Annotated in this window: 18 protein-coding genes; 9 read left to right on the top strand and 9 right to left on the bottom strand. The window is 67.9% G+C overall.

Annotated features, from left to right (window positions below):
* Window positions 1-18: 18 nt before the first annotated feature.
* Both ZRA01_RS12370 and ZRA01_RS12365 read right to left on the bottom strand, forming a co-directional pair.
* Window positions 19-1,437 (bottom strand): hemerythrin domain-containing protein, encoded by a 1,419-nt coding sequence (locus ZRA01_RS12370; RefSeq protein ID WP_141352618.1) that lies wholly within the window; start codon window positions 1,435-1,437, stop codon window positions 19-21.
* Window positions 1,434-6,146: a PAS domain S-box protein gene (locus tag ZRA01_RS12365; protein ID WP_141352616.1), complete on the bottom strand. Its 4,713-nt coding sequence runs from the start codon at window positions 6,144-6,146 to the stop codon at window positions 1,434-1,436. The genes ZRA01_RS12370 and ZRA01_RS12365 overlap by 4 nt, the downstream gene beginning before the upstream one ends.
* A gap of 466 nt (window positions 6,147-6,612) precedes the next feature.
* Between ZRA01_RS12365 and mnmG the strand changes: the two genes are divergently transcribed.
* From mnmG to ZRA01_RS12345, 4 genes are all read left to right on the top strand, one after another.
* Window positions 6,613-8,517 carry a tRNA uridine-5-carboxymethylaminomethyl(34) synthesis enzyme MnmG gene (mnmG, locus tag ZRA01_RS12360; RefSeq protein ID WP_141352614.1) on the top strand — a complete coding sequence of 635 codons (1,905 nt, stop codon included), beginning with the start codon at window positions 6,613-6,615 and terminating at the stop codon, window positions 8,515-8,517.
* Complete coding sequence (gene rsmG, locus ZRA01_RS12355) at window positions 8,514-9,149, top strand: 16S rRNA (guanine(527)-N(7))-methyltransferase RsmG (protein ID WP_141352612.1); 636 nt, start codon at window positions 8,514-8,516, stop codon at window positions 9,147-9,149. Before mnmG ends, rsmG begins: the two co-directional genes overlap by 4 nt.
* Before the next feature lies 1 nt (window position 9,150).
* A complete protein-coding gene (locus ZRA01_RS12350; RefSeq protein WP_141352610.1) occupies window positions 9,151-9,921 on the top strand; it encodes a ParA family protein in 771 nt (256 codons plus the stop codon).
* A 70-nt stretch (window positions 9,922-9,991) separates the two neighbouring features.
* A complete protein-coding gene (locus ZRA01_RS12345) occupies window positions 9,992-10,870 on the top strand; it encodes a ParB/RepB/Spo0J family partition protein (RefSeq protein WP_141352608.1) in 879 nt (292 codons plus the stop codon).
* An 860-nt stretch (window positions 10,871-11,730) separates the two neighbouring features.
* Here ZRA01_RS12345 and ZRA01_RS12335 read toward each other — a convergent pair.
* The 7 genes from ZRA01_RS12335 to ZRA01_RS12305 all read right to left on the bottom strand — a co-directional run bounded on the left by ZRA01_RS12335 (window position 11,731) and on the right by ZRA01_RS12305 (window position 18,953).
* Window positions 11,731-12,039, bottom strand: coding sequence for a hypothetical protein (locus ZRA01_RS12335; RefSeq protein ID WP_141352604.1), 309 nt, complete (start codon window positions 12,037-12,039; stop codon window positions 11,731-11,733).
* A 165-nt stretch (window positions 12,040-12,204) separates the two neighbouring features.
* Entirely contained in the window at window positions 12,205-13,272 is a 1,068-nt protein-coding gene (locus ZRA01_RS21255) for a septal ring lytic transglycosylase RlpA family protein (protein WP_218028715.1), read from the bottom strand.
* A 45-nt stretch (window positions 13,273-13,317) separates the two neighbouring features.
* On the bottom strand, window positions 13,318-14,457 hold the full coding sequence (gene rodA, locus ZRA01_RS12325) for a rod shape-determining protein RodA (protein ID WP_141352600.1): 1,140 nt from the start codon (window positions 14,455-14,457) through the stop codon (window positions 13,318-13,320).
* Window positions 14,454-16,346, bottom strand: coding sequence for a penicillin-binding protein 2 (gene mrdA / locus ZRA01_RS12320; protein WP_141352598.1), 1,893 nt, complete (start codon window positions 16,344-16,346; stop codon window positions 14,454-14,456). Before mrdA ends, rodA begins: the two co-directional genes overlap by 4 nt.
* A 6-nt stretch (window positions 16,347-16,352) precedes the next feature.
* Complete coding sequence (gene mreD, locus ZRA01_RS12315; RefSeq protein WP_141352596.1) at window positions 16,353-16,874, bottom strand: rod shape-determining protein MreD; 522 nt, start codon at window positions 16,872-16,874, stop codon at window positions 16,353-16,355.
* A 3-nt stretch (window positions 16,875-16,877) separates the two neighbouring features.
* Window positions 16,878-17,795, bottom strand: a complete 918-nt coding sequence (mreC, locus tag ZRA01_RS12310) for a rod shape-determining protein MreC (protein ID WP_141352594.1) — start codon at window positions 17,793-17,795, stop codon at window positions 16,878-16,880.
* Window positions 17,796-17,909: 114 nt separating this feature from the next.
* Window positions 17,910-18,953, bottom strand: coding sequence for a rod shape-determining protein (locus ZRA01_RS12305; protein WP_141352592.1), 1,044 nt, complete (start codon window positions 18,951-18,953; stop codon window positions 17,910-17,912).
* A 107-nt stretch (window positions 18,954-19,060) separates the two neighbouring features.
* Between ZRA01_RS12305 and gatC the strand changes: the two genes are divergently transcribed.
* The 5 genes from gatC to ZRA01_RS20860 form a co-directional block, all read left to right on the top strand.
* Complete coding sequence (gene gatC, locus ZRA01_RS12300) at window positions 19,061-19,348, top strand: Asp-tRNA(Asn)/Glu-tRNA(Gln) amidotransferase subunit GatC (protein ID WP_141352590.1); 288 nt, start codon at window positions 19,061-19,063, stop codon at window positions 19,346-19,348.
* Between the two features lie 71 nt (window positions 19,349-19,419).
* Complete coding sequence (gatA, locus tag ZRA01_RS12295) at window positions 19,420-20,880, top strand: Asp-tRNA(Asn)/Glu-tRNA(Gln) amidotransferase subunit GatA (protein ID WP_141352588.1); 1,461 nt, start codon at window positions 19,420-19,422, stop codon at window positions 20,878-20,880.
* Window positions 20,880-21,383 carry a hypothetical protein gene (locus ZRA01_RS12290; RefSeq protein ID WP_141352586.1) on the top strand — a complete coding sequence of 168 codons (504 nt, stop codon included), beginning with the start codon at window positions 20,880-20,882 and terminating at the stop codon, window positions 21,381-21,383. The genes gatA and ZRA01_RS12290 overlap by 1 nt, the downstream gene beginning before the upstream one ends.
* Before the next feature lie 30 nt (window positions 21,384-21,413).
* On the top strand, window positions 21,414-22,874 hold the full coding sequence (gene gatB, locus ZRA01_RS12285; RefSeq protein WP_141352584.1) for an Asp-tRNA(Asn)/Glu-tRNA(Gln) amidotransferase subunit GatB: 1,461 nt from the start codon (window positions 21,414-21,416) through the stop codon (window positions 22,872-22,874).
* 55 nt (window positions 22,875-22,929) lie between these two features.
* Window positions 22,930-23,183: hypothetical protein (locus tag ZRA01_RS20860; protein WP_218028714.1), on the top strand; the 254-nt coding region annotated here is incomplete at its 3' end.

The following is a 23,183-nucleotide window of genomic DNA, read 5'->3' as shown; positions in this document are numbered from 1 at the left end:
TGGGTTCCCTGGGGGCGCTCAGCGAGGCCGCTCGAGGGGCAGCGTGACCCGGAAACAGGTGCCCCGGCCAAGCCGGCTGCGCACGACGATGCGGCCACCATGGCTGGCGACGAAGCGATAGGCCGAAGACAGGCCCAGCCCGCGCCCCTGCCCCACCGGCCGGGTCGTGAAAAAGGGCTCGAAAACCCGGGCGCAGGTGGCTTCGTCCATGCCGCAGCCGTTGTCCTCCACCTCGATCACCAGTTCGCCATCGTGCTCCCGCGCCCGCAGGATGATGCGGCCAGGACCGCTGCCCAGGGCCTGGGCGGCGTTGTGGAGCAAGGCCTCCAGGGCGCTGCTGAGCAGCGCGGCATTGACCTCGAGCACCGGCAGGGTGCCATAGTCGCGCTCCAGCACCTGGCCGGGCTGACGGCTGTCTGCCGTCGCTGCGACCACCCCGTCGAGAAGCTGGGCCATCGGCACCGGAGCGAACTCCAGCGGCCCCGGGCTGGCCAGGCCCTGCAACACCTGGACGATATCGCCGACCCGCTGCAGCCCCCCGGTGCTCTCCTCGAGCAGGCCCGGCAGGTCGGCCGCCACGTAGTCCAGGTCGGCCGCCCCCCGCAAGGCCTTCCAGGCGCCGCCCTGCCCGCCGGCCTCGGCCAGCCGGCCGGCCTCCTCGGTCAGGGCGAGCAGACGCCTGGCGTATTGATGGAGCGTCCGCAGGTTGGCGGTGATGAAGCCCAGCGGGTTGTTGATTTCATGGGCGACGCCGGCGGCCAGCTGCCCCACCACGGCAAGACGGTCGGCCTCGTGGAGGCGCCGCTGGGCCGCGAGCAGATCGCGGTTGGCGGCGGTCAGGGCCGCGGTGCGTTCGGCGACCCGGGCCTCGAGGCTGGCGTTGATGTTCTGCAGCTCCTTGTTGCGCTCGGCCACCAGCCCGAGCAGGCTGCGCACCGCAGCGATCAGGGCGGTGCTGCCCGGGTCGCGGCTCTGGGCCTGGTCGGCGACGAAGGCTTGCGCTGGCGAGGCGCCGGCCGCCACGGCGCGCAGCTGACGCGCCATGCTCTGGTCAGTGTCCAGGATATGGAAGCTCAGCCAGCTGGTCACGAAGTTGTACAGCCCCGGCAGCGCCCCCATCGGGTCGGCGGTGCCACGCATCGCCTCGACCTGGGTGACGAAATCAGCGTGCGCCTTGCGATGGGCCCCGATGTGCCGCGGGTCCAGCCCGGCCCGCTCCATCAGGGCCTCCTCGGTCGCAAAGTGATGTACTGCATAGCGGGCCAGCCCGTCGAGGGAATGGGAGAGCTCGTCCGGCCGGATCGGGACACCGCTGATGGCACGGCCGGCGAGGGCATTGATGAAGTCCACCAGCTTGTGGTGCTGCCCATCGACATCATCGAAGCCGGTTTCAAAGTAGTCGGCCCACACAAAGGGGTTGATGGCCGGGGCGCTCATGGGCAGCCCTCCGCGGCCAGGCGCTCGCGCAGGGCCCCGATGAGAGCCTTGGTGCTCCCGGCCAGGGCCTCGACGGTCGCCGCCAGCCCGGCCGCATCCCGCTGCCCACGCACCGTGGCGCAGACTTCGGCGGACAGCTCGAAGACCCGGACCGCGCCGATGTTGCCGGCCGAGCCCTTGAGCGAATGCGCCAGCTGTTCGAGCTCCTTGAGGCGCCCGTCGGCCAGACAGGCGAGGAGGCCGTCGGCCACGTCGGCCTGGGAGCTCAGGAAAACCCCGAGGATGCGCAGGTAGATCGGCCACTTGCCCCGCACGATGGCCACGCCCCGGGCTGGATCGAAACCGTCGATACCCGCCAGCCGGGCGGTCCAGTCGATGTCGCTGCCGGGCGCCGGGGCTGCCGGCGGCGCAGGAGGCGGCTCGGGGGGCGGTGCCGGATCGTCAGCGGTGAGCCAGCGGAAGAGCACGCGCTGCAGCGCCTCGGGCGCCACCGGCTTGGTGATGAAGTCGTTCATGCCGGCTGCGAGACAGGCGGCCTTGTCCTCGTCGAAGACGTTGGCGGTCATGGCCAGGATGGGGATGTCGGCGTGGCCAGGCAGACGGCGGATCTGCCGGGTCGCCTCGAGGCCGTCCATGACCGGCATCTGCATGTCCATCAGGATCAAGTCGTAATCGCCCCGGGCTGCGCGCTCGACGGCTTCCTTGCCGTTGTTGGCCAGGTCGATGGCGAGCCCGAGATCGGTCAGCATGTCCACGGCGACCTCCTGATTGAGTGGATTGTCCTCGACCAGCAGCACCTGGGCGCCCGCCAGCTGGCCGGCGGCCGAGGCCATGATCTCGACCGGCGCATCGGGCTCGGCCGCCGGCAGCGCAACGCCGGGCCGCTTCTGGAGGCGTGCGGTGAACCAGAACACGCTGCCCCGGCCGGGCTCGCTCTGGGCCCCCGCCTCACCGCCCATCAGACTGGCCAGGTGCCGGGTCAGGGCCAGCCCCAGGCCCGTGCCGCCGTACTTGCGGGTGGTCGAGGCGTCGGCCTGTTCGAAGGACTGAAACAGGCGGCCGAGCTGTTCGGGCGCGATCCCGATGCCGCTGTCGCTCACCTCGAAGCGCACCAGCAGCGTATCGCCGGCGTCGTCCTCGACATGCGCGCGCAGGGTCACGGCACCGTGCTCGGTGAACTTCACCGCATTGCTCAGATAGTTGAGCAGGGCCTGGCGAAGGCGGGTCACGTCGCCCCGCAACACCGGCGGCAGGTCGCCGGTGTCGCTGCGGAAACCCAGCTTGCGGGCGACGATGCGGTCGTGGATGAGCGAATGGGTCTGGCTGAACAGCACCTCGGGGGAGAAATCGACGGCATCCAGGTGCAGCTTGCCCGCCTCGATCTTCGAGATGTCGAGGATGTCGTTGATGATCGCCAGCAGATGGGCGCCGGCATGGCGGATACGCGCCAGGCGGTCCTGCTGGCCGGCTTCGAGGCGGCTGCGCTCGAGCAGCCGCGCCTGGCCCAGGATGGCGTTCATCGGCGTGCGGATCTCGTGGCTCATGTTGGCCAGGAAGGCGCTCTTGGCGCGGCTCGCCGCCTCGGCCCGCTGGCTGACTTCGGCCAGCTGGGCGGTGCGCTCGGCGACGAGCTCCTCGAGATGGTGATGGTAATGGGCCAGCTGGGCATCGAGCTGGCGGATCTCGGTGATGTCGAAAAAGGTGGCCAGCAGGCTGTCGTCCACGGGGATGCCGGACGCCATCAGGGTTCGCTCGGTGCCATCCCGGCTGACCACCCTCAACTCACGGGGCTCGACGGGCCGGCCGCTGCGGCGGGCCTGGTCCATCGACTGCGCCCACACGTCCTGGGCCCACCTGCGGTATTCCGGGTCGGGCACGGCCCGCTCCCACAGGGCATCGGTCGTGGGAAGATCTGCGGGTACATAGCCGAGAGCGTCGACGAAGCTGCGGTTCACGTCGCCGATCCGGCCGTCGGCCATGATGTAAACAAAGGGCACCGGGGCCAGATCGAACAGCTTGCGGAAGCGCGCCTCACTGGCCCGGAGCGCCGACTCCTCGTTGTGGCGGCCGATGGCGATGGCGGCCACGTCGGTGGCCAGCCGAACCTGCTCGAGGTGCGCCGGCGTGGGCCGGGAAACCCGCGGCGGGTAGAGGGCCAGGGTTCCCCGCACCCGCCCTTCCCGGCTCAGGATCGGGAACGACCAGCAGGCGCACAGGCCATAGGCGGCGGCCAGCGTCACATAGGGCGCCCACAGGGGGTGCCGGGCGATGTCCTCGACGATCACCGCCTTGCCGATGGCGGCCGCGGTTCCGCAGGACCCAACCCCCTCCCCGATGGCGATCCCGTCGATGGCCCGGACATAGCCCTCCGGCAAGGTGGGGGCGGCACCATGCCGCAGGTGGAGGCCGTCGGCGTCGAGCAGCAGGATGGACGCGCACATGCCCGGCAGCAGCGCCTCCAGGCCGCGGGCGAGCTTGTCTAGGGTGGCCGACAGGCTCGCCCCGGAGGCCACCATCTCCAGCACCTGACGCTGGTTCTCGAGGGACTGCTCGACCTTCTTGTGCTCGGTGACGTCGGTCATCACGCCAAACACCTCGACCTCGCCCCCCGCGCCCACCCCGCCTATCCGCACCTCGTCGCGCAGCCACACGTAGTGCCCGTCGCGGTGGGCGAAGCGGTATTCCGAGAAAACCTGGCTGCTGGCGAGGATTTCGCCCGGGACACGCAGGGTCCGGGACACGTCGTCGGGGTGCACGTGGTCCACCCACCAGTTGGCCGCCAGCATTTCGGTGGGGGTATAGCCGAGGATGCGCTGGACGTTTTCGCTGACGGTCGTCGGCACCCGCTGACCGCCGACCTGACGCAGCGAATAGAGGATGGTCGGGCTGGCCTCGACCAGCCGGCCCAGCTGCCCCTCCGCGACCCGCTGACGGCGCTGGGCCTCGTCGCGCTCGCCACGGTCACGCAGGGCGCGCAGCCCGAAGGACAGGTCGCTGCACAGCTCTTCGAGGAGGCGCATCTCTTCGTCGTCGAAGGCGTCCGGCTCGACCGAATACACATTGAGGGCACCGAAGCAGGTGCCCGAGCCGTCCACCAGCGGCAGCGCACAGGACGAGGCATAGCCCCGGCCGGCGGCGGCGTCCCGCCACGGCGCGCAGGCCGGATCAGCCTGGATGTCGCGGCAGCGGACCGGACGACGCTCACGGATGGCGGTACCGGTGGGGCCCTGGCCGGATTCATCGTCGGCCCACGAAACCTGCAGCCCGTCCAGATAATCCGGGGCAAAACCAGCACTGGCCACCGGCCGCACCGAGCGCCCCGGGCCGTTTTCTGCGAGGCCGAACCAGGCCATCCGATATTCACCCAGCTCCACCATCAGCCGGCACACATCCTGCATCAGGCTCATTTCGTCGCCGGCCCGCGCCAGCAGCTGGCTGCATTCGCCGACGGTGCGCAGCGCACGATTGGCGCGCTTGAGGCTCTGTTCGACCCGCTTGCGCTCGGTGATGTCGCTCCAGATGACCGAGAGATAATGCGCCTCACCGCGAATCCTGATGCCCCGGGCGCTGATCCGCACATCACAGACCTGACCGCTGTGGTGCCGCAGGCGGCTTTCGAGGACGAGCCCGGCCGGCGTGTTCATCTGCGCCAGCCGCTCGCCGAGCACCGCATCGTCCAGCAGGCAGTCGATCTCGCGGACCGACAGCCGGGCAAACTCGGCGCGGCTATAGCCCAGATTGCGATGGGCCGCCTCGTTGAACTCGACGAACTGCCCCGTTCGCGCATCCACCACGGCGATCGAATCTCCCGCCTGGCCGACGATGCTCGAAAAGATCTCCTCGCGGTCGCGCAAGGCGGCCTGCATCGCCCGCGTCTCGGTGACGTCCCGCGCCACCGCCAGCACACCGATCAGGCGGCCGTTGTCGTCGACCATCGGGGTCCTGATCACCTCGAGCTGCTCCCAGTGCCCGTCGGCGGCGAAGACCACCTCCATCTCGCTACGCACCGCACAGCCCGCATGGATGGCCGCCAGATCACCGCCCCGGAAGCCATCGGCCTCCGGCCAGCTGAAGAAATCGTAGTCCGTCTTGCCAACCAGCTGCGCCTCGGGCACCCCCACCAGCGCTTCGACGCGGGTGTTGCAGGCGATGTAGACCCCATCCGGATCCTTCAGCCAGACGAGATCGGGCAAGGTCCGGACCATCGCCTTGAGAAAATTGCGTTCGGCCTCGACAGCCAGCGCCGCGCCGAACAGGCGGGCTCGCTGCACCTCCGGCAGCGCCTCGGTGCTGGCGATCCGCTCCAGCCCGGGCAGGTCGAGCAGCCACTGGCGCCCGAGCACACCCTGCAGGCGGCCGTCCGGGCCCACCAGCGGCAGGTGGCGGATACGCTTCTCGCTCATCAGGCTCACCGCATCGGCCAGGCGGCCGCCCGCAGCAGCCTGCACCACCGGCGTCGTCATCACCTGGGCAACCGTGACGCCCGCGAGATCGGCCCGCGCCTGCAGCCGCAGCACATCCGTGTCGGTCAGGATGCCCACGGGCCGGCCGTCCTCGACCGCCACCACGCACGACGCCCCTCCGCCATCCATTCTCCGGAGGGCCTCGGCGACAGGCAAAGCCGGCGACACCGCCACCAGCTCCACATGCATGTATTCGGCAAGCCGTTGCTCGGCGCTCTGACCAGCAGGATTAGACGAAGGAGACATTGACCATGGACCCGCTCGATCACCATCACAGATTGCACACTTACGGAACTCGCACCTTCAGCCCCGGAAACCCCCACCCACACCCGCTTCCGCTGCAGCCGAATACCGTACTTCGGATTATCCAGAAAACAGGCCCTACCCGGGCCCGGCTGGAGAAAGCCACCGGGCGATCACCACAGCAGAGAGCCAGCGTCCTCGCGGCGCTCCGGTTGGCGGAAAGCGGCCGACCGCCGTCTGACCTTCACTTTTTAACGGCGGCACGGCGCCGGTATTGAGCCCCCCATGAAACGTACGGCCCGAACTCCCGCCATCGGACTGCCGGCAACGCCCCCAGAGCGCTCTTCAAAATACGGTAAGCCGTTGTAAAAGCGTTGATTTTCGCCTCAACCGGGGTGCGCAGCGCTGTATTTTTGCAGCGCAAGGCCGTATTATTCGGCTCCCCCGATCCACCTTCCCCGGTTTCCCAATGCTTCACCCCACCCGATTCGACGTGATCGTTGTCGGCGGCGGCCATGCCGGCACCGAAGCTGCTCTCGCCGCAGCACGGGCCGGATGCTCCACCCTGCTGCTCACCCACAACATCGAAACCCTCGGCCAGATGAGCTGCAACCCGTCCATCGGCGGCATCGGCAAGGGGCATCTGGTGAAGGAGGTCGACGCCCTCGGCGGCGCCATGGCTGCGGCCACCGACGAAGGCGGCATCCAGTTCCGCATCCTCAACGCCAGCAAGGGCCCGGCCGTGCGTGCCACCCGCGCCCAGGCCGACCGGGTGCTGTACAAGGCCGCGATCCGCCGCCGCCTCGAGAACCAGCCCAACCTGCAGATCTTCCAGCAGGCCGTGGACGACCTCACCGTGGTGGGCGACCGGGTCACCGGCGTCGTCACCCAGATCGGCCTGCGCTTCGAGGCGCCCGCAGTGGTGCTCACCGCCGGCACCTTCCTCAACGGGCTGATCCACGTCGGGATGCAGAACTACTCCGCCGGCCGCGCCGGCGACCCGCCGGCGATCAGCCTCGGCCAGCGCCTCAAGGAGCTCGCGCTGCCCCAGGGCCGCCTCAAAACCGGCACGCCGCCGCGCCTCGACGCCCGCACCATCGACTTCTCGGTGATGCAGGAACAGCCCGGCGACGACCCGGTGCCGGTGTTCAGCTTCCTCGGCAAGGCCAGCCAGCACCCGCGCCAGCTGCCGTGCTGGATCACCAGCACCAACAGCCGCACCCACGACATCATCCGCGCCAACCTCGACCGCTCGCCGATGTACGCCGGCGTGATCGAAGGCGTCGGCCCGCGCTACTGCCCGAGCATCGAAGACAAGATCCACCGCTTCGCCGACAAGGACAGCCACCACGTCTTCCTCGAGCCCGAAGGCCTCGACACCCACGAGATCTATCCCAACGGGATCTCCACCAGCCTGCCCTTTGACGTCCAGCTCGACATCGTGCGCTCCATCAAGGGCCTCGAGAACTGCCACATCCTGCGCCCCGGCTACGCCATCGAGTACGACTACTTCGACCCGCGCAAGCTCAAGTCCAGCCTCGAGACCAAGTCGATCGGTGGCCTGTTCTTCGCCGGCCAGATCAACGGCACCACCGGCTACGAAGAAGCTGCCGCCCAGGGCCTGCTGGCCGGCATCAACGCCGCGCTGCAGGTGCAGGGCCGCGAGCCCTGGTGCCCGCGCCGCGACGAGGCCTACCTCGGCGTGCTGGTGGACGACCTCATCACCCGCGGCGTCTCCGAGCCCTACCGGATGTTCACCTCCCGCGCCGAATACCGCCTCAGCCTGCGCGAGGACAACGCTGACCTGCGCCTCACCGAAATCGGCCGCGGCCTCGGCCTGGTGGACGACGAACGCTGGGCCGCCTTCTGCACCAAGCGCGAGGCCATCGAGCGCGAATCCGCCCGCCTGCGCGCCACCTGGGCGACCCCGGCCAAGGTTCCGGCGGAAGCCGCCGAGGCCGTGCTCGGCAAGAGCATCGAGCGCGAATACAGCTACTTCGACCTGCTGCGCCGCCCCAACGTGAGCTACGCCGCGCTGATGACCCTGCCCGGCGCCCCCGAAGCCCCCGAGACCGACCCGCAGGTGGTCGAGCAGCTCGAGATCGCCGCCAAGTACCAGGGCTACATCGACCGCCAGCAGGACGAAGTCGCCCGCCACGCCGGCGCCGAGAACACCCGCCTGCCCGCCGACCTCGACTACACCACCGTGCGCGGCCTCTCCAAAGAGGTGCAGGGCCGCCTCAACCAGCACAAGCCCGAGACCATCGGCCAGGCCAGCCGCATCCAGGGCATCACCCCCGCCGCCATCTCGCTGCTGCTGGTGTGGCTCAAGCGCGGCGAGCTGGCCCGCGGCACGGAGCACAAGCCCGAATGAACCTGCAAGACGCCCTCTCCAGCGGCATCCAGGCCCTCGGCCTCGATCTGCCCGCCGACACGCCCGAGCGCCTCGACGCCTTCGCCCGGCTGCTGATCAAGTGGAACAAGGTCTATAACCTCACCGCCATCCGCGACGAAGGCCAGGTGCTCACCCACCACCTGCTCGATTCGCTGTCGGCGCTGCCGGCCCTGGCCGGCATCAAGCGGCTGGTGGATGTAGGCTCCGGCGGCGGCCTGCCCGGCGTCGTGCTGGCCATCGCCCGGCCCGACCTGCAGGTCGACTCCGTCGAGACCGTGCAAAAGAAGGCCAGCTTCCAGAACCAGGCCCGCATCGAGCTCAAGCTGCCCAACTTCCGCGCCCACCACGCGCGCATCGAAAACTGGCAGCCCGCCTACGCCCCCGAGGCGCCGGACGGCATCATCTCCCGCGCCTTTGCCGACCTGGCCGACTTCGTCGCCCTAACCGCCCACCTGGCCGGCCCCGACACCCGCATCCTCGCCATGAAAGGCATCTACCCCGCCGACGAAATCGCCCGCATCCCGGCCGGCTTCGCGCTGGAGCAGAGCATCGAACTGGCCGTGCCCGGCCTTGACGCCGAGCGTCACCTCCTCATCGTGAAACGAACCTGACATGGCCCGCATTTTCTGCATCGCCAACCAGAAGGGTGGCGTCGGCAAGACGACCACCTGCGTGAACCTCGCCGCCGGCCTCGCCACCGCCGGCCAGCGCGTGCTGCTCATCGACCTCGACCCCCAGGGCAACGCGACCATGGGCAGCGGCATCGACAAGCGCGGCCTCAGCCAGTCGGTGTATCACCTGCTGGTCGGCCTGTGCACCGTGGCCGAAGCCCGCGTGCGCTCCGAGACCGGCAACTACGACCTGATCCCCGCCAACCGTGACCTGGCCGGCGCCGAGATCGAACTGGTCGGCCTCGACCGCCGCGAAAACCGCCTGCGCGACGCCCTCGCCCTGCACGCCGGCGAATACGACTTCATCCTGATCGACTGCCCGCCCTCGCTGTCGCTGCTCACCCTCAACGGCCTGTGCTCCGCCCACGGCGTGATCATCCCGATGCAGTGCGAGTACTACGCCCTCGAAGGCCTGTCCGACCTGGTCAACTCGATCAAGAAGGTGCACGCCAACCTCAACCGCGACCTCTCCATCATCGGCCTGCTGCGGGTCATGTTCGATCCCCGCGTCACGCTCCAGCAGCAGGTTTCGGCCCAGCTCGAGGCGCACTTCGGCGACAAGGTCTTCAAGGCCGTGGTGCCGCGCAACGTGCGCCTGGCCGAAGCGCCCAGCCACGGCATCCCCGGCGTGGTCTTCGACCGCAGCGCCAAGGGCGCCCAGGCCTACCTGGCCTTCGCCAAAGAGATGATCGAACGGGTCAAGACCCTCTGATGCAACGACACACCCCTGACAGCGGCGCCACCGGATCGCCGCATCACCCGGCGAATCCCTGAGAGCGAACATGGCACCTCCCAAACTCAAAGGCCTCGGCCGTGGCCTCGACGCCCTCCTCGCCGCCAACAACGACGACGGCGACAGCTCCGGGGGCGAACTGCAGACCCTGCCCGCCACCGAGCTGCAGCCGGGCCGATACCAGCCCCGTACCCGCATGGACCCGGGCTCCCTCGAAGAGCTCGCCGCCTCGATCAAGACCCAGGGCGTGATGCAGCCGATCCTGGTGCGGCGCCTGGAAGGGCCCCAGGGCGGGCTCTTCGACGCAAAGCGCTACGAAATCATCGCCGGCGAACGCCGCTGGCGTGCCGCCCAGATCGCCGGCCTCGCCGAGGTGCCCTGCCTGGTGCGGGACATCCCCGACGAGGCGGCGCTGGCGATGTCCCTCATCGAGAACATCCAGCGGGAAGACCTCAACCCCCTCGAAGAGGCCGGCGGCATCCAGCGCCTCATCGACGAGTTCGGCATGACCCACCAGCAGGCCGCCGAGGCCGTCGGGCGCTCCCGCCCGGCTGCCTCCAACCTGCTGCGTCTGCTGCAGCTGGCCGCACCGGTGCAGGAGCTGCTGATGGCGGGCGACATCGACATGGGCCACGCCCGGGCGCTGCTGCCCCTCGACGGCGCCACCCAGATCGGCCTGGCCAACCTGATCGCCGCCCGCGGGCTGTCGGTGCGTGAAGCCGAGCGCCTCGCCCAGCAGGCGCTCAACCCCAAGTCCAAGCTGCCGACCCCGCAACCGAGCCGGGACATCCTGCGCCTCGAAGAGGAAATCGCCGACCGCCTCGGCGCGACGGTGAAGATCAAGGCCAACAAGAAAGGCGCCGGCGCCGTCACCATCCAGTTCGGTGACCTGGACCAGCTCGAAGGCCTGCTAGAGAAACTGCGCTGAACCTGACTACATCGGGTATTCAAGCGTTCATCGCGGAGCCGGGAAGCGGTCGACGGCCGTTTCCCGGCGAGCCCTCGACTCGGCAACGACGCATGTCGGGCGTTACGAAAACACCACGCCGCCCCCCCAGCGGCGCATGAATACGAGCTACGGCACCGAGCTGCCTTGCGCCGTCGCGGGCACCCCGCCGGCAAAGCCGGGCCCTCACCAGACGAGCCGGCGGAAAGCCCGCATCCTGTGTCGGGCGAGTGGGTCAAGGGCACGATGGAGACACGATAGCGGGTGCTGAGGCAGCGCCTGGGTTTTACCGAAGGCGCTCGCTCATCGGCGACCTGGGTGGCCGAACCTCGGCAAGCCAAAAACAAAGGCTCTGCCCCAGCCATCCGCTGGCAATACTCCAAACCGGCCTGGCTCCCTGTCGGTGCGAATTCATTTGCGCACGGAGGCCAAAATAAAGGCCCCACCCCGGCTCTACCGACCAAGTGCGAATTTGTTCTCACCTGTAGCAGCATCGGGGCTGCAGCAAAGGCGGATAAAAACGTGTTTCGGAAAACGCCACGGGTAACAGCAACAGCGCCACGACAAAAAGCAAAAAAGCGCTGCGGCCATAAACCCGGCACACAACGCTTCCCAAGCCTGCCCGACAAGGCGTTTCGCAAGTCAATACCACCACAGCCACAGCCCGCAGGGCTTCCAGCGGAACTCTCAGCCTGGCTTCTTGGCCCCCTCACCTCCGGCAGGCTTTTCAAGCTGCCGGGCAAGCTCGCGCTTTGACGCCTGCCGCATAGCCCCCACCGTCTTCTCGTGGGCACCGGCCTTGCGCAGCAGCGCCGGCGCCACAAGGGGGTTTCGGGGCCTGCTCAGGCTGCCAGCCTTTCCTGGTCCTTTGTCGGGACCGCGGAAAACGAGCTTTTGACGGGTTCCGAGGGTTCGGTTTGCCATGAGGTCGGAGACTCCTCCTGAACATGATGGGCCGCTTCGGCAGCGAGCACCTCGGCAACCACGGCCGCTTCGGTGACACCGGAGATTTCGGCAAAACAACCATCCAGCGGGCAGTTACGCCCTGGCGGACATCCGTGCTCAAGCGCACATTGGCCCTGGGTCTGGTCGGTCAGCACCATTTCGCGAACGGCTTCGCAACGGCTGATGGGCGAATCGATGAAGCTCATGATCTTTCTCCTCGCGTGTTTATTTCACTATAGACGAGATGAGAAAAATTTCCTTGTTACCAGCATGGTTTTATGCTTTTCGCAAAAAAACAACATGCGTTGCACCCCTGCAACCCAACCCGCAAACCAGCCCACGCCGGGGCGTGGCCAGCCACGGCAAAAGGGTCAGCGCTGGACGACGAAAGGCTTGAGCTTGAGCGTCCCGGCGATCCGCTCGGCCATCGAACGAGCCTCGGCAGCCGACGGAAAGGGGCCGATATGGAGGCGGTACTTGCCCTCGGAGGACAGCACCAGCACCGACTCGCGGAGCCACTTGAGCTCACTCTCGACGAAGACCTTGAAGGACTCTGCATTGGGCAGCGACGGGAAGGACCCCAGCTGCAAAAAGACCTGCGAACCACCGCGCTCGGGCTGCTTGCCGCCAGCGGCAGCGACGGTGGCCAAGGCGACAGGCACCACGGCCGGCTGAACGCTCGCCACCACGGGCAACTCGGGCTGCATCGGGCGCGGCACCTCGGCAGGGGCCGCCGCCGGAGCCGCTTGCTGACGTGCGGCTGCGATGGTCGGCTGCAGCGCCGGCCTGGCCTTGCGCACCGGCGGGATCGGGCGCGCCGGGTGGACCAGCGCCACGTCTTCAGGCAGCACCAGCGCCACCTCGACATTGGCCTGACCCTGGTCGGTATAACCGAGCTTGTAGGCTGCGGCGTAGGAGAGGTCGATGATGCGGCCCGGATGGAAGGGGCCGCGGTCATTCACCCGGACCACCGCCGAACGGCCATTATTGAGGTTGGTCACCCTCACGTAGCTGGGAATCGGCAGGCTCGGGTGGGCTGCGGTCATCGCGTACATGTCGTAGGTGTCGCCGCTGGAGGTCTTGCGGCCGTGGAACATCTTGCCATACCAGCTGGCGACACCCTTCTCACGGAACTGGCTGCCACTGCCCGGCAAGGTGGTCGGCAGCGCATACTCGCTCTTGTCGACGTTGTGGATCGGGCGCGGTGCGACGTCTGCGGCCGGTTCGTCCTCGGCGGCTTCGGGTTCGCCGTCGAACTTGAAGCGGCCGGCGGCCAACGCGGCCGGCGACGAGAGCTTGAGGCCGGAACGTGCGGAGGCTTCCGGCATCAGCGGCGCGGAATCAGTGGCAAGTGCGGAAGAAGGCGCCGAAAACGACAGGGCAGCCAGAAGGAGCGCCAGCAGGGAGCCGGCGCGACGGAACATCGCTACAGGGGGCATGACGCTCATTCCTGTTCGGGCGCGCGCAGCAAGACGCGCGCGGGTTCAGGTACCTACCCGGCGACGATGGCGCTGGATGCTCATCAGCATTCCAACACCAAGACACAGGGTAACGAGTGCAGTGCCACCGTAACTGACGAAGGGCAGCGGGACCCCGACAACGGGGAGGATTCCGCTCACCATGCCCATGTTTACGAACGCGTAAGTGAAGAAGATCAGCGTCAGTGCGCCGGCGAGGAGGCGCGAAAACAGGGTCGGGGCACCAGCGGCAATAAAAAGGCCGCGAAAAATCAACAATATATAGACTACAACAAGAAACAGGGCGCCGGCAAGCCCGAATTCCTCGGTGAGCACCGCAAAGATGAAGTCGGTATGCCGTTCGGGCAGAAAGTCGAGGTGCGTCTGGGTGCCCTTGCCCCAACCCTTGCCGAACACGCCGCCGGAGCCGATGGCGATGGTGGACTGGATGATGTGGAAGCCCTTGCCGAGGGGGTCGGAGGTGGGGTCGAGCAGGGTGCACACCCGGTGTTTCTGGTACTCCCGCAGGCCTGGCCAGTCGACGCCCGGCTGGCAGATCGTGTCGCCCATCGCCACGATGGCACCGATGCCGACGATGCCCACCACCGCGACCGGCAGGATCAGGCGCCAGGTGAGGCCGGCAAAAAACAGCACGTAAAAACCCGAGGCGGCCACCAGGATGGACGTGCCGAGGTCGGGCTGCTTGGCGATCAGCCCCACCGGCAGCAGCAGCAGCCCGGCGGCGATGAAGAAATCCCGCGCCCGCAGCATCCCCTCGCGGCTCTGGAAGTACCAGGCGAGGGTCAGCGGCATCGCGATCTTGAGCAGTTCGGACGGCTGGATGCGAGTCACGCCGATGTTGAGCCAGCGCCGGGCGCCCTTCGAGACATCGCCGAACAGCGCCACCGCGATCAGCAGCAGCACCCCGATCGCGTAGAGCGGCAGCGCCGCGCTCATCATGCGCGACGGCGGCGTCTTGGCGGCAATCCACATCACCGAGAAGGCGACGGCGGTATTCAGCGCGAGGGTGCCGAGGCGCTCTGGCGAGGCGCTCACCATGACCACCGCGGCGTAGCCGACGAGGATCAGGATCAGCAGGGTCAGCGGGCCGTCCAGCGGCGCCAGCAGGTAGTGCAGCCAGCGGCGGGGGTCGAGGCGCGAGTTCATTCGGCCGACTCCTCGGCCGCCGGATCTTCGGCCGCGATGCCCGCCGGCACCTTGCCGAGCAGGTAGTAGTCGAGCGCCTGGCGGGCGATGGGCGCGGCAGACTGGGCGCCGAAACCGCCGTTCTCCACCAGCACCGCCAGCGCGATGACCGGCTTGTCGGCCGGCGCGAAGGCGATGAACCACGAATGGTCGCGCAGGCGTTCGGCCACCCGGCCCTCCACGTACTTGCCGCCCTTCAGCGAATACACCTGAGCCGTACCCGTCTTGCCGCCCACCTCGTAGGGCGCGCCGGCGAAGGCCCGCGAGCCCGTGCCGGCCTTGTTCACGCCCACCATCGCCCGCTTGATGAGGTCGATGTGGGACTGCTTGAAGGGGATCGTGCGCAGGGGCTCAGGCTCGATCGTCCGCTTCTCACCGGTCTTGGCGTCGACCACATGGCGGGCGATGTGGGGCCGGTACAGCACACCGTTGTTCACCACCGCCCCCAGCGCCTGGGCCATCTGGAGGGGTGTGTAGGCGTTGTAGCCCTGGCCAATGCCCACCGAGATGGTCTCGCCGCCGAACCATTTTTGCTGCTCGGGGCGCTTGAAGCGGCGCTTCTTCCATTCGGGCGAGGGCAGCACGCCCTCCGCCTCGCCCGGCAGGTCGATGCCCGAGCGCTGGCCGAAGCCCAGCGGACGCATGAAGTTGGCGATCGATTCGATGCCCATGTCGTTGGCGAGAACGTAGTAATAAGTGTTGCACGACACCACGATGGACTTGTACATGTCGACGCCGCCATGGCCGCCGACCTTGTCGTCCATGAAGCGGTGGCCGCCGTAGTTGAAATAGCCGGGGTCGGCGAGGGTCTGGCCGGGCGTGCGCTTGCCGGTGGTGAGCGCCCCCAGGGCCATGAAGGGCTTGAAGGTGGAGCCCGGCGGGTAGGCGCTGTAGATGGCCCGGTTGAGGAGCGGCTTGTCCTGGTCGGTGTTGAGTTGGTCCCAGTCCTGGGGCGCGATGCCATCGACGAACAGGTTGGGGTCGAAGCTGGGGGTGGACACCAGCGCCAGCACCCCGCCGGTGGAAGGCTCTATCGCCACCAGCGCGCCGCGGCGGTTGCCGAAGGCCTTCTCGACGATCTCCTGGAGCTTGAGGTCGAGGGTCAGCACCACGTTGTTGCCCGGGATCGCCGGGGTGCGCCGCAGGAGGCGCACGGCGCGGCCGCCGGAGTCGACCTCGACCTCTTCGAAACCGGTGATCCCGTGCAGGTCGCGCTCGTAGCTCTTCTCGAGGCCTGACTTGCCGATGTGGTCGGTGCCCCGGTAGTTGGCGGAATCGTCGCTCTCCTCGATGCGCTCGAGGTCGCGGTCGTTGATGCGGCCGATATAGCCGATCACGTGGGAGGCGAAGCTGCCCATCGGATAGTCTCGAAACAGCCGCGCCTTCAGCTCGACGCCGGGAAAGCGGTAGCGCTGGGCGATGAAGCGGGCGACCTCTTCGTCGGAGAGCCGGTTGCGAATCGGCAGGGACTCGAAGCTCTTGCTCTCGTCCATCAGCTTCTTGAGGCGGCGCCGGTCTTTAGGCTGGATATCCACCAGCGTGGACAGCTCCTCGATGGTGGCGTCGAGGTCGGCAACCCGGGAGGGCGTGATCTCAAGCGTGTAGGCCGAGTAGTTGCGGGCCAGCACGGTGCCATGGCGGTCGGTGATCAGCCCGCGGTTGGGCACGATGGGCACCAGGGAGATGCGGTTGTCCTCGGCGCGCGTCGAGTAGTAGTCGTAGCGCATCACCTGCAGGTAGAAGAAGCGCGCCGCGAGCAGCCCGAAACACAGCAGCGCGACCACCCCGGCCACCGCCAGACGGCCGCGAAAACGGGCGAGCTCCTGCTCGGGCGTACGCATGACGGTCATGGGGGGCTAGATCGGCCGGTTCTCGTCCCGCGAGACGGGCTGATACTGGGGCAGCAGCAGCACGTAATGCAGCGGGATCCACAGCAGCGCGGCCACGAAGGCGCCAAAGAACATCCACCAGCCCGGAAACTCGGCGCCGGCCATCAGGCGCACCAGCACCATCACCACCTGGGACATGAATAGCAGCGGCAGCACATGCAGGGCCTGCTCGACCGGCGTGAACCACAGCACCCGGCGCGACAGCTCATTGGCCGCGTAAGCCAGCAGCACGTAGGAGAAGGCATGCTGGCCGAGGGCTGCCCCGACGCCGATGTCGGTCAGGAGGCCGAACGCGAAGCCCGCGCCGATACCGATCTTGAGGGGCTCGCGCACGCACCAGAAGGCCAGCACCAGGGCGACGAAATCCGGCACCGCCGGCAGATGGCCGGTGGGGATGTAGTTGAGGAACAGCGCGATGAAGAGGGTGAGGTAGACAAACCACATCTTCACCGGGAGCAGGATGCGGCTCGAGCGGTTGGTCGGTTGCACGGCTTACTCCTTGCCTGCCTTGGCCTTGCGGCCTTTGGCGCCCTTGCCCTTGTTGATCACCTCGGCCTCCGGCGGCCGCGGCGGCAGGTTTTCCCGGTGTCCCAGCACCAGCACGTGGCTGAACTGCTCGACCCCCGCGGCGGGCAGGCACGGGATGCGGGCGAAGGTCTGCGCCTGGTCGCGCTCGACCTTGGCCACCGTGGCCACCGGCAGCCCGGCCAGGAAGACGCCGTCGAGGCCCGAGGTGACGACCTTGTCGCCCGGCTGCACGTCGGCGTTGGCGGCCAGGTAGCGCAGCTCCATCAGCCCATTGCCTGAGCCGAACAGCACCGCCCGCAGGCCGCTGCGCACGATCATCACCGGGATCGCCTGGTCCTTGTCGGTGAGCAGCGTGAGCTCGGACTGCATCGGAAAGACGCGGGTGATCTGGCCGATCACGCCGGATTCGTCCACCACTGCCTGCCCAGCGGCGATGCCGGCCTGGTCGCCCTTGTCGAGGATGACCTTGCGCGAGAACGGGTCCTTGGCGGTGTACATGATCTCCGCCACCACCGACTTCACCGGCTGGCGCTCCCGCGCTTCCAGCAGGGCCCGCAGGTGGCGGTTTTCCTGCTCCAGCTGGTCGAGCCGCAGCAGGCGCTCGGCGCCTTGCAGCTGGCGGCTCTTCAGCTCCTTGTTCTCGATCTGCAAGCGCACCAGCGACGAAAAATAATTGGAGGCGTTGCGCACGAAATCCGCCGGCGTGGCGGCCGCCATCTGCAGCGGATAGGCGAGCACCGACAGGCCCTGGCGGAAGGCGTCGAGGTAGCGCAGGTTGAGGTCGGAGATCAGCAGCGCCAGCGAGACGATGACGAAGAAGACGAGCTTGGCCAGCGGAGCCGGCCCGCGCTTGAAGAAGGGAGGAGGCGAATGGCCGACCACGACTGGGCGGGATCAGGTCGCTCGACAAACGGCACGACCCGGGACATGCCCGGGTCGCTGACGCTCACGGTGGATCGGGAGATTCACGTGGGCGCCCGGCCGTTCAGCCGATGCTTATTCGCTGGTGAAGATGGAGCCGAGCTGGTCCATCTTTTCGAGGGCCATGCCAGAGCCGCGCACCACGCAGGTGAGGGGGTCGTCGGCAACGATCACCGGCAGGCCGGTTTCCTCCATCAGCAGGCGGTCGAGGTCACGCAGCAGCGCGCCGCCGCCGGTGAGCACCATGCCGCGCTCGGCGATGTCGGCGCCGAGTTCGGGCGGGGTCTGCTCGAGGGCGATCTTGACCGCCGAGACGATCTGGTTGAGCGGCTCGGTGAGGGCCTCGAGGATCTCGTTGGAGGAGATCGTGAAGGCGCGCGGGATGCCTTCGGCCAGGTTGCGGCCCTTGACTTCCATCTCCTGCACCTCGGAACCCGGGAAGGCCGAGCCGATGCCCTTTTTGATGGATTCGGCGGTGGTCTCGCCGATCAGCATGCCGTAGTTGCGGCGGATGTAATTGACGATGGCCTCGTCGAACTTGTCGCCACCGACGCGGATCGAGCCCGCATACACCATGCCGCCCAGCGAGATCACGCCCACCTCGGTGGTGCCGCCACCGATGTCGACGACCATCGAACCGGTCGCGTCGGCCACCGGCATGCCGGCACCGATCGCCGCGGCCATCGGCTCCTCGATCAGGTAAACATTGCTGGCGCCGGCGCCCAGGGCCGATTCGCGGATCGCCCGGCGCTCCACCTGGGTCGAGCCGCAGGGCACGCAGATGATGATGCGCGGGCTGGGCGAGAACAGGCGGGTGTCGTGGACCTTCTTGATGAACTGCTTGAGCATCTGCTCGGTCACGGTGAAGTCGGCGATCACGCCGTCTTTCATGGGTCGGATGGCCGTGATGTTGCCCGGCGTCTTGCCCAGCATCTGCTTGGCAGACATGCCCACCGCAAGAATGGTTTTCTTGGCGTTCGGCCCGCCTTCGGTGCGGATCGCCACCACGGAAGGTTCGTCGAGGACGATACCCTTGCCACGCACGTAGATCAGGGTGTTGGCGGTGCCGAGGTCGATAGCGAGATCGTTCGAAAAATAAGAGCGCAGAGAACCAAACATCGGAGAAAAATCCCGGAAAAACCGTTGAAAGGGTTGGGAATTGGGGCAACAGAATCGCTTATGATAACCTACAAACCTTTGTCGTTTAAGCAACTTTGTAAATTGCCATGTCACTTTCCCTCGATGAAGTCCGCCACATCGCCAAGCTCGCCCGTCTCGAACTCGCCCCCGGCGAACTCGAAGCCACGCAGGCCAAACTGAACGGGATTTTCAGCCTCATCGAGGAGATGCAGGCGGTCGACACCGACGGCGTCGAGCCCATGAGCCACCCCCAGGAGCTCGCCCAGCGCCTGCGCCCCGACGCGGTCACCGAAACCGACCGCCGCGCCGCCTTCCAGGCCGTCGCGCCGCAGACCGAGGCCGGGCTCTACCTGGTGCCCAAGGTCATCGAGTAAGCCGCCGCCCCGACCCCCGGCCCGGGCCCCACGGCCCGCGCCCCGTACCGCATTCATCGTCGCCCACGCCCATGATTGATTCCAGCCTCAAGGACATCGCCGCGGCCCTCCGCGCGAAAACCGTCTCCGCCGTCGAACTGGCCACCGACAGCCTCGCCCGCATCCAGGCCCGCGACGGGCAGATCAACGCCTTCGTCACCGTCGACGAGGGTGGCGCCCTGGCCGCCGCCCGCGCCGCCGACGCGCGCATCAAAGACGGCAGCGCCGGCCCGCTCACCGGCATCCCCCTCGCCCACAAGGACGTGTTCTGCACCGAAGGCGTGCTCACCACCTGCGGCTCGAAGATGCTCGCCAACTTCACCAGCCCCTACGACGCCCACGTGGTCAGCCTGCTCAAGGCCGCCGGCGCGGTGATGGTCGGCAAGACCAACATGGACGAGTTCGCGATGGGCTCCTCCAACGAGAGCTCCCACGCCGGCCCCACCCGCAACCCCTGGGACACCACCAAGGTGCCCGGCGGCTCGTCGGGCGGCTCGGCGGCCGCGGTGGCCGCGCGCATGGTGCCGATCGCCACCGGCACCGACACCGGCGGCTCGGTGCGCCAGCCGGCGGCCCTGTGCGGCATCACCGGCATCAAGCCCACCTACGGCAGCGTGTCGCGCTTCGGCATGATCGCCTACGCCTCGTCGCTCGATCAGGGCGGCGCCTTCGCCCGCTCGGCCGAAGACTGCGCCACGCTCCTCACCGCGATGATGGGCCACGACCCGCGCGACTCCACCAGCCTCGAGCGCAGCTACGACGACTGCGGCGCCAGCCTGGCCCAGCCGCTGGCCGGCCTGCGCATCGGCCTGCCCCGCGAGTTCTTCGCCGAGGGCATGTCCGACGACGTTCGCGCCGCCGTCGACGCCGCCATCGCCGAATACCGCAGGCTCGGCGCCACCCTCGTCGAGGTCAGCCTGCCCAACGCGCGCCTGGCGATCCCGGCCTATTACGTGATCGCCCCGGCCGAGGCCAGCTCCAACCTCAGCCGCTTCGACGGCGTGCGCTACGGCCACCGCGCCGCCCAGTACACCGACCTCAACGACATGTACTGCAAGAGCCGCGCCGAAGGCTTCGGCCCCGAGGTCAAGCGGCGCATCCTGGTGGGCACCTACGTGCTCTCCCACGGCTACTACGACGCCTACTACATCAAGGCGCAAAAACTGCGCCGCCTGATCGCCCAGGACTTCGCCGCCGCCTTCGAGCAGTGCGACATCATCGCCGGGCCGACCAACCCCACCGTCGCCTACGGCCTCGGCGAGAAGACGTCCGACCCGGTGCAGATGTACCTCGGCGACATCTACACCGTGGCCGTCAACCTGGCCGGCCTGCCCGCCCTGTCGCACCCGGCCGGCTTCGGCGCCGGTGGCCTGCCGGTGGGCCTGCAGCTGATCGGCAAATACTTCCACGAGGCGAACCTGCTGGGCGCCGCCCACCAGTTTCAGCAAGCCACCGACTGGCACACCCGCGCCCCGGCGGTGCAGGAGGCCTGATGCCCGCCCTGCTCCGCCGCCTCGCCCTGGCCGGGCTGCTCGCCGGCCTGGCCGGCTGCTCGGTGTTGCCGGTCGAGCTGCCCGGCCGCCAGCCCGACCAGGGCGGCATCACCGAACGCCCGGCCAGCGGCGGCAAGGCCCGCCTCAAGCCGATGCCGCTGCGCAGCTTCTCGGTGAACACCCAGTGCAACTTCCGCGACGAGACCGGCAACTTCGGCAAGGCGACGGTGGACATCGCCAGCTCAAAGGTGAACGCCCTCAAGGTCGAGCTCACGATGCCCAAGCGCGGCAGCTGCCGCTACGACCTGGGCAGCTTCCGCCAGACCCAGGCCCTGCCGTCCATCGAGCTCACCGGCCCGCGCAACTGCCGCATCCACATCTGGGAGCAGGCCGAGCAGATCACCGTGGCCTTCGCCGACTGCCACCAGATGTGTTCCCCCGCCAGCGCCCACGACTATGTGTGGCCGCTGCTGATCGACAAGGCCACCGGCCAATGCGACTGAACTGAACAAACCGGAATCCAGAGAAAAAACATGAGCAGAACCGACTGGGAAGTCGTCATCGGGCTGGAAATCCACACCCAGCTCAACACGCAATCCAAGATCTTCTCGGGTGCCAGCATCGCCTTCGGTGCCGAGCCCAACGTGCAGGCCTGCGGCGTCGACATCGCGCTGCCCGGCGTGCTGCCGGTGCTCAACAAGGGCGCCGTCGAGCGAGCCATCCGCTTCGGCCTGGCGATCGGCGCCACGGTGGCCCCGAAGAGCGTCTTCGCCCGTAAAAACTATTTCTACCCCGACCTCCCCAAGGGCTACCAGATCAGCCAGTTCGAGCTGCCCGTGGTGGTCGGCGGCCACATCGACCTGCTGGTGCCCGACGGCAAGGGTGGCGCCTACGAGAAGCGCGTCAACCTCACCCGCGCCCACCTCGAGGAAGACGCCGGCAAGAGCCTCCACGAAGACTTCCACGGCATGACCGGGATCGACCTCAACCGCGCCGGCACGCCGCTGCTCGAGATCGTCTCGGAGCCCGACATGCGCTCGTCCGCCGAGGCCGTGGCCTACGCCCGCGCGCTGCACGCCCTGGTGCGCTGGATCGACATCTGCGACGGCAACATGCAGGAAGGCTCCTTCCGCTGCGACGCCAACGTGTCGGTTCGCCCGCGCGGCCAGGCCGAGTTCGGCACCCGCCGCGAGATCAAGAACCTCAACAGCTTCCGCTTCCTGCAGCAGGCCATCGACTACGAGATCCAGTGGCAGATCGACCTCATCGAGGACGGCGGCAAGGTGCAGCAGGCCACCGTGCTGTTCGACCCCGATACCGGCGAGACCCGCGCCATGCGCAGCAAGGAAGACGCCCACGACTACCGCTACTTCCCCGACCCCGACCTGCTGCCGCTGGTCATCGACAGTGCCTGGATCGAACGCGTGAAGGGCGAACTGCCCGAGCTGCCGGCTGCGCTGTCGGCGCGCTTCCAGGGCGAATACGGCCTCTCGGCCTACGACGCCACCACTCTCACCGCCAGCCGCGAGACCGCCCAGTACTACCTGGACGTGGTCGCCGCCGCCGGCGCCGCCAACGCCAAGACCTGCGCCAACTGGGTGATGGGCGATCTCGCCGCGCGCCTCAACAAGGCCGAGCTCGACATCACCGCCAGCCCGGTGAGCGCCGCGCAGCTGGCCGGCCTGGTCGCACGCATCGCCGACAACACCATCTCCAACGCCATCGCCAAGAAGGTCTTCGAGGCGCTGTGGAGCGGCGAAGGCGAGTCGGCCGACGCCATCATCGAAGCCCAGGGCCTCAAGCAGGTCACCGACAGCGGCGCCATCGAGGCGATCATCGACGAGGTGCTGGCCGCCAACCAGAAATCGGTGGAGGAGTTCCGCGCCGGCAAGGAGAAAGCCTTCAACGCCCTGGTCGGCCAGTGCATGAAGGCCAGCAAGGGCAAGGCCAACCCGGCCCAGGTGAACGAGATCCTGAAGAAGAAGCTGGGCTGAGGCGCCCCCTCACCCCACGACGGGCCGCGCTCCCCCGGGAGGCGGCCCGTTTTTCGTGCACCGCACGGCGGGTGAGCCTCGGAGGGGCGACGTCGAGGTTCGGAGGGTCGACGTCGATGCTCCGAAGGTCGACGTCGATGTTCCGAGGCTCGACGTCGACCCGCGGAGGCTCGATATCGACGCTCGGAAGGTCGATGTCGACGCTCCGAGGCTCGATGTCGATCTTCGGAAGGTCGATGTCGACGCTCCGAGGGTGGATGTCGATCTTCCGAAGGTCGATGTCGACGCTCCGAGTCGAAGTAGGTCAAT

Source organism: Zoogloea ramigera (genome assembly GCF_006539865.1).
GTDB classification, from domain to species: Bacteria; Pseudomonadota; Gammaproteobacteria; order Burkholderiales; family Rhodocyclaceae; genus Zoogloea; species Zoogloea ramigera.
This window is presented reverse-complemented; position numbering and strand designations above follow the sequence as displayed.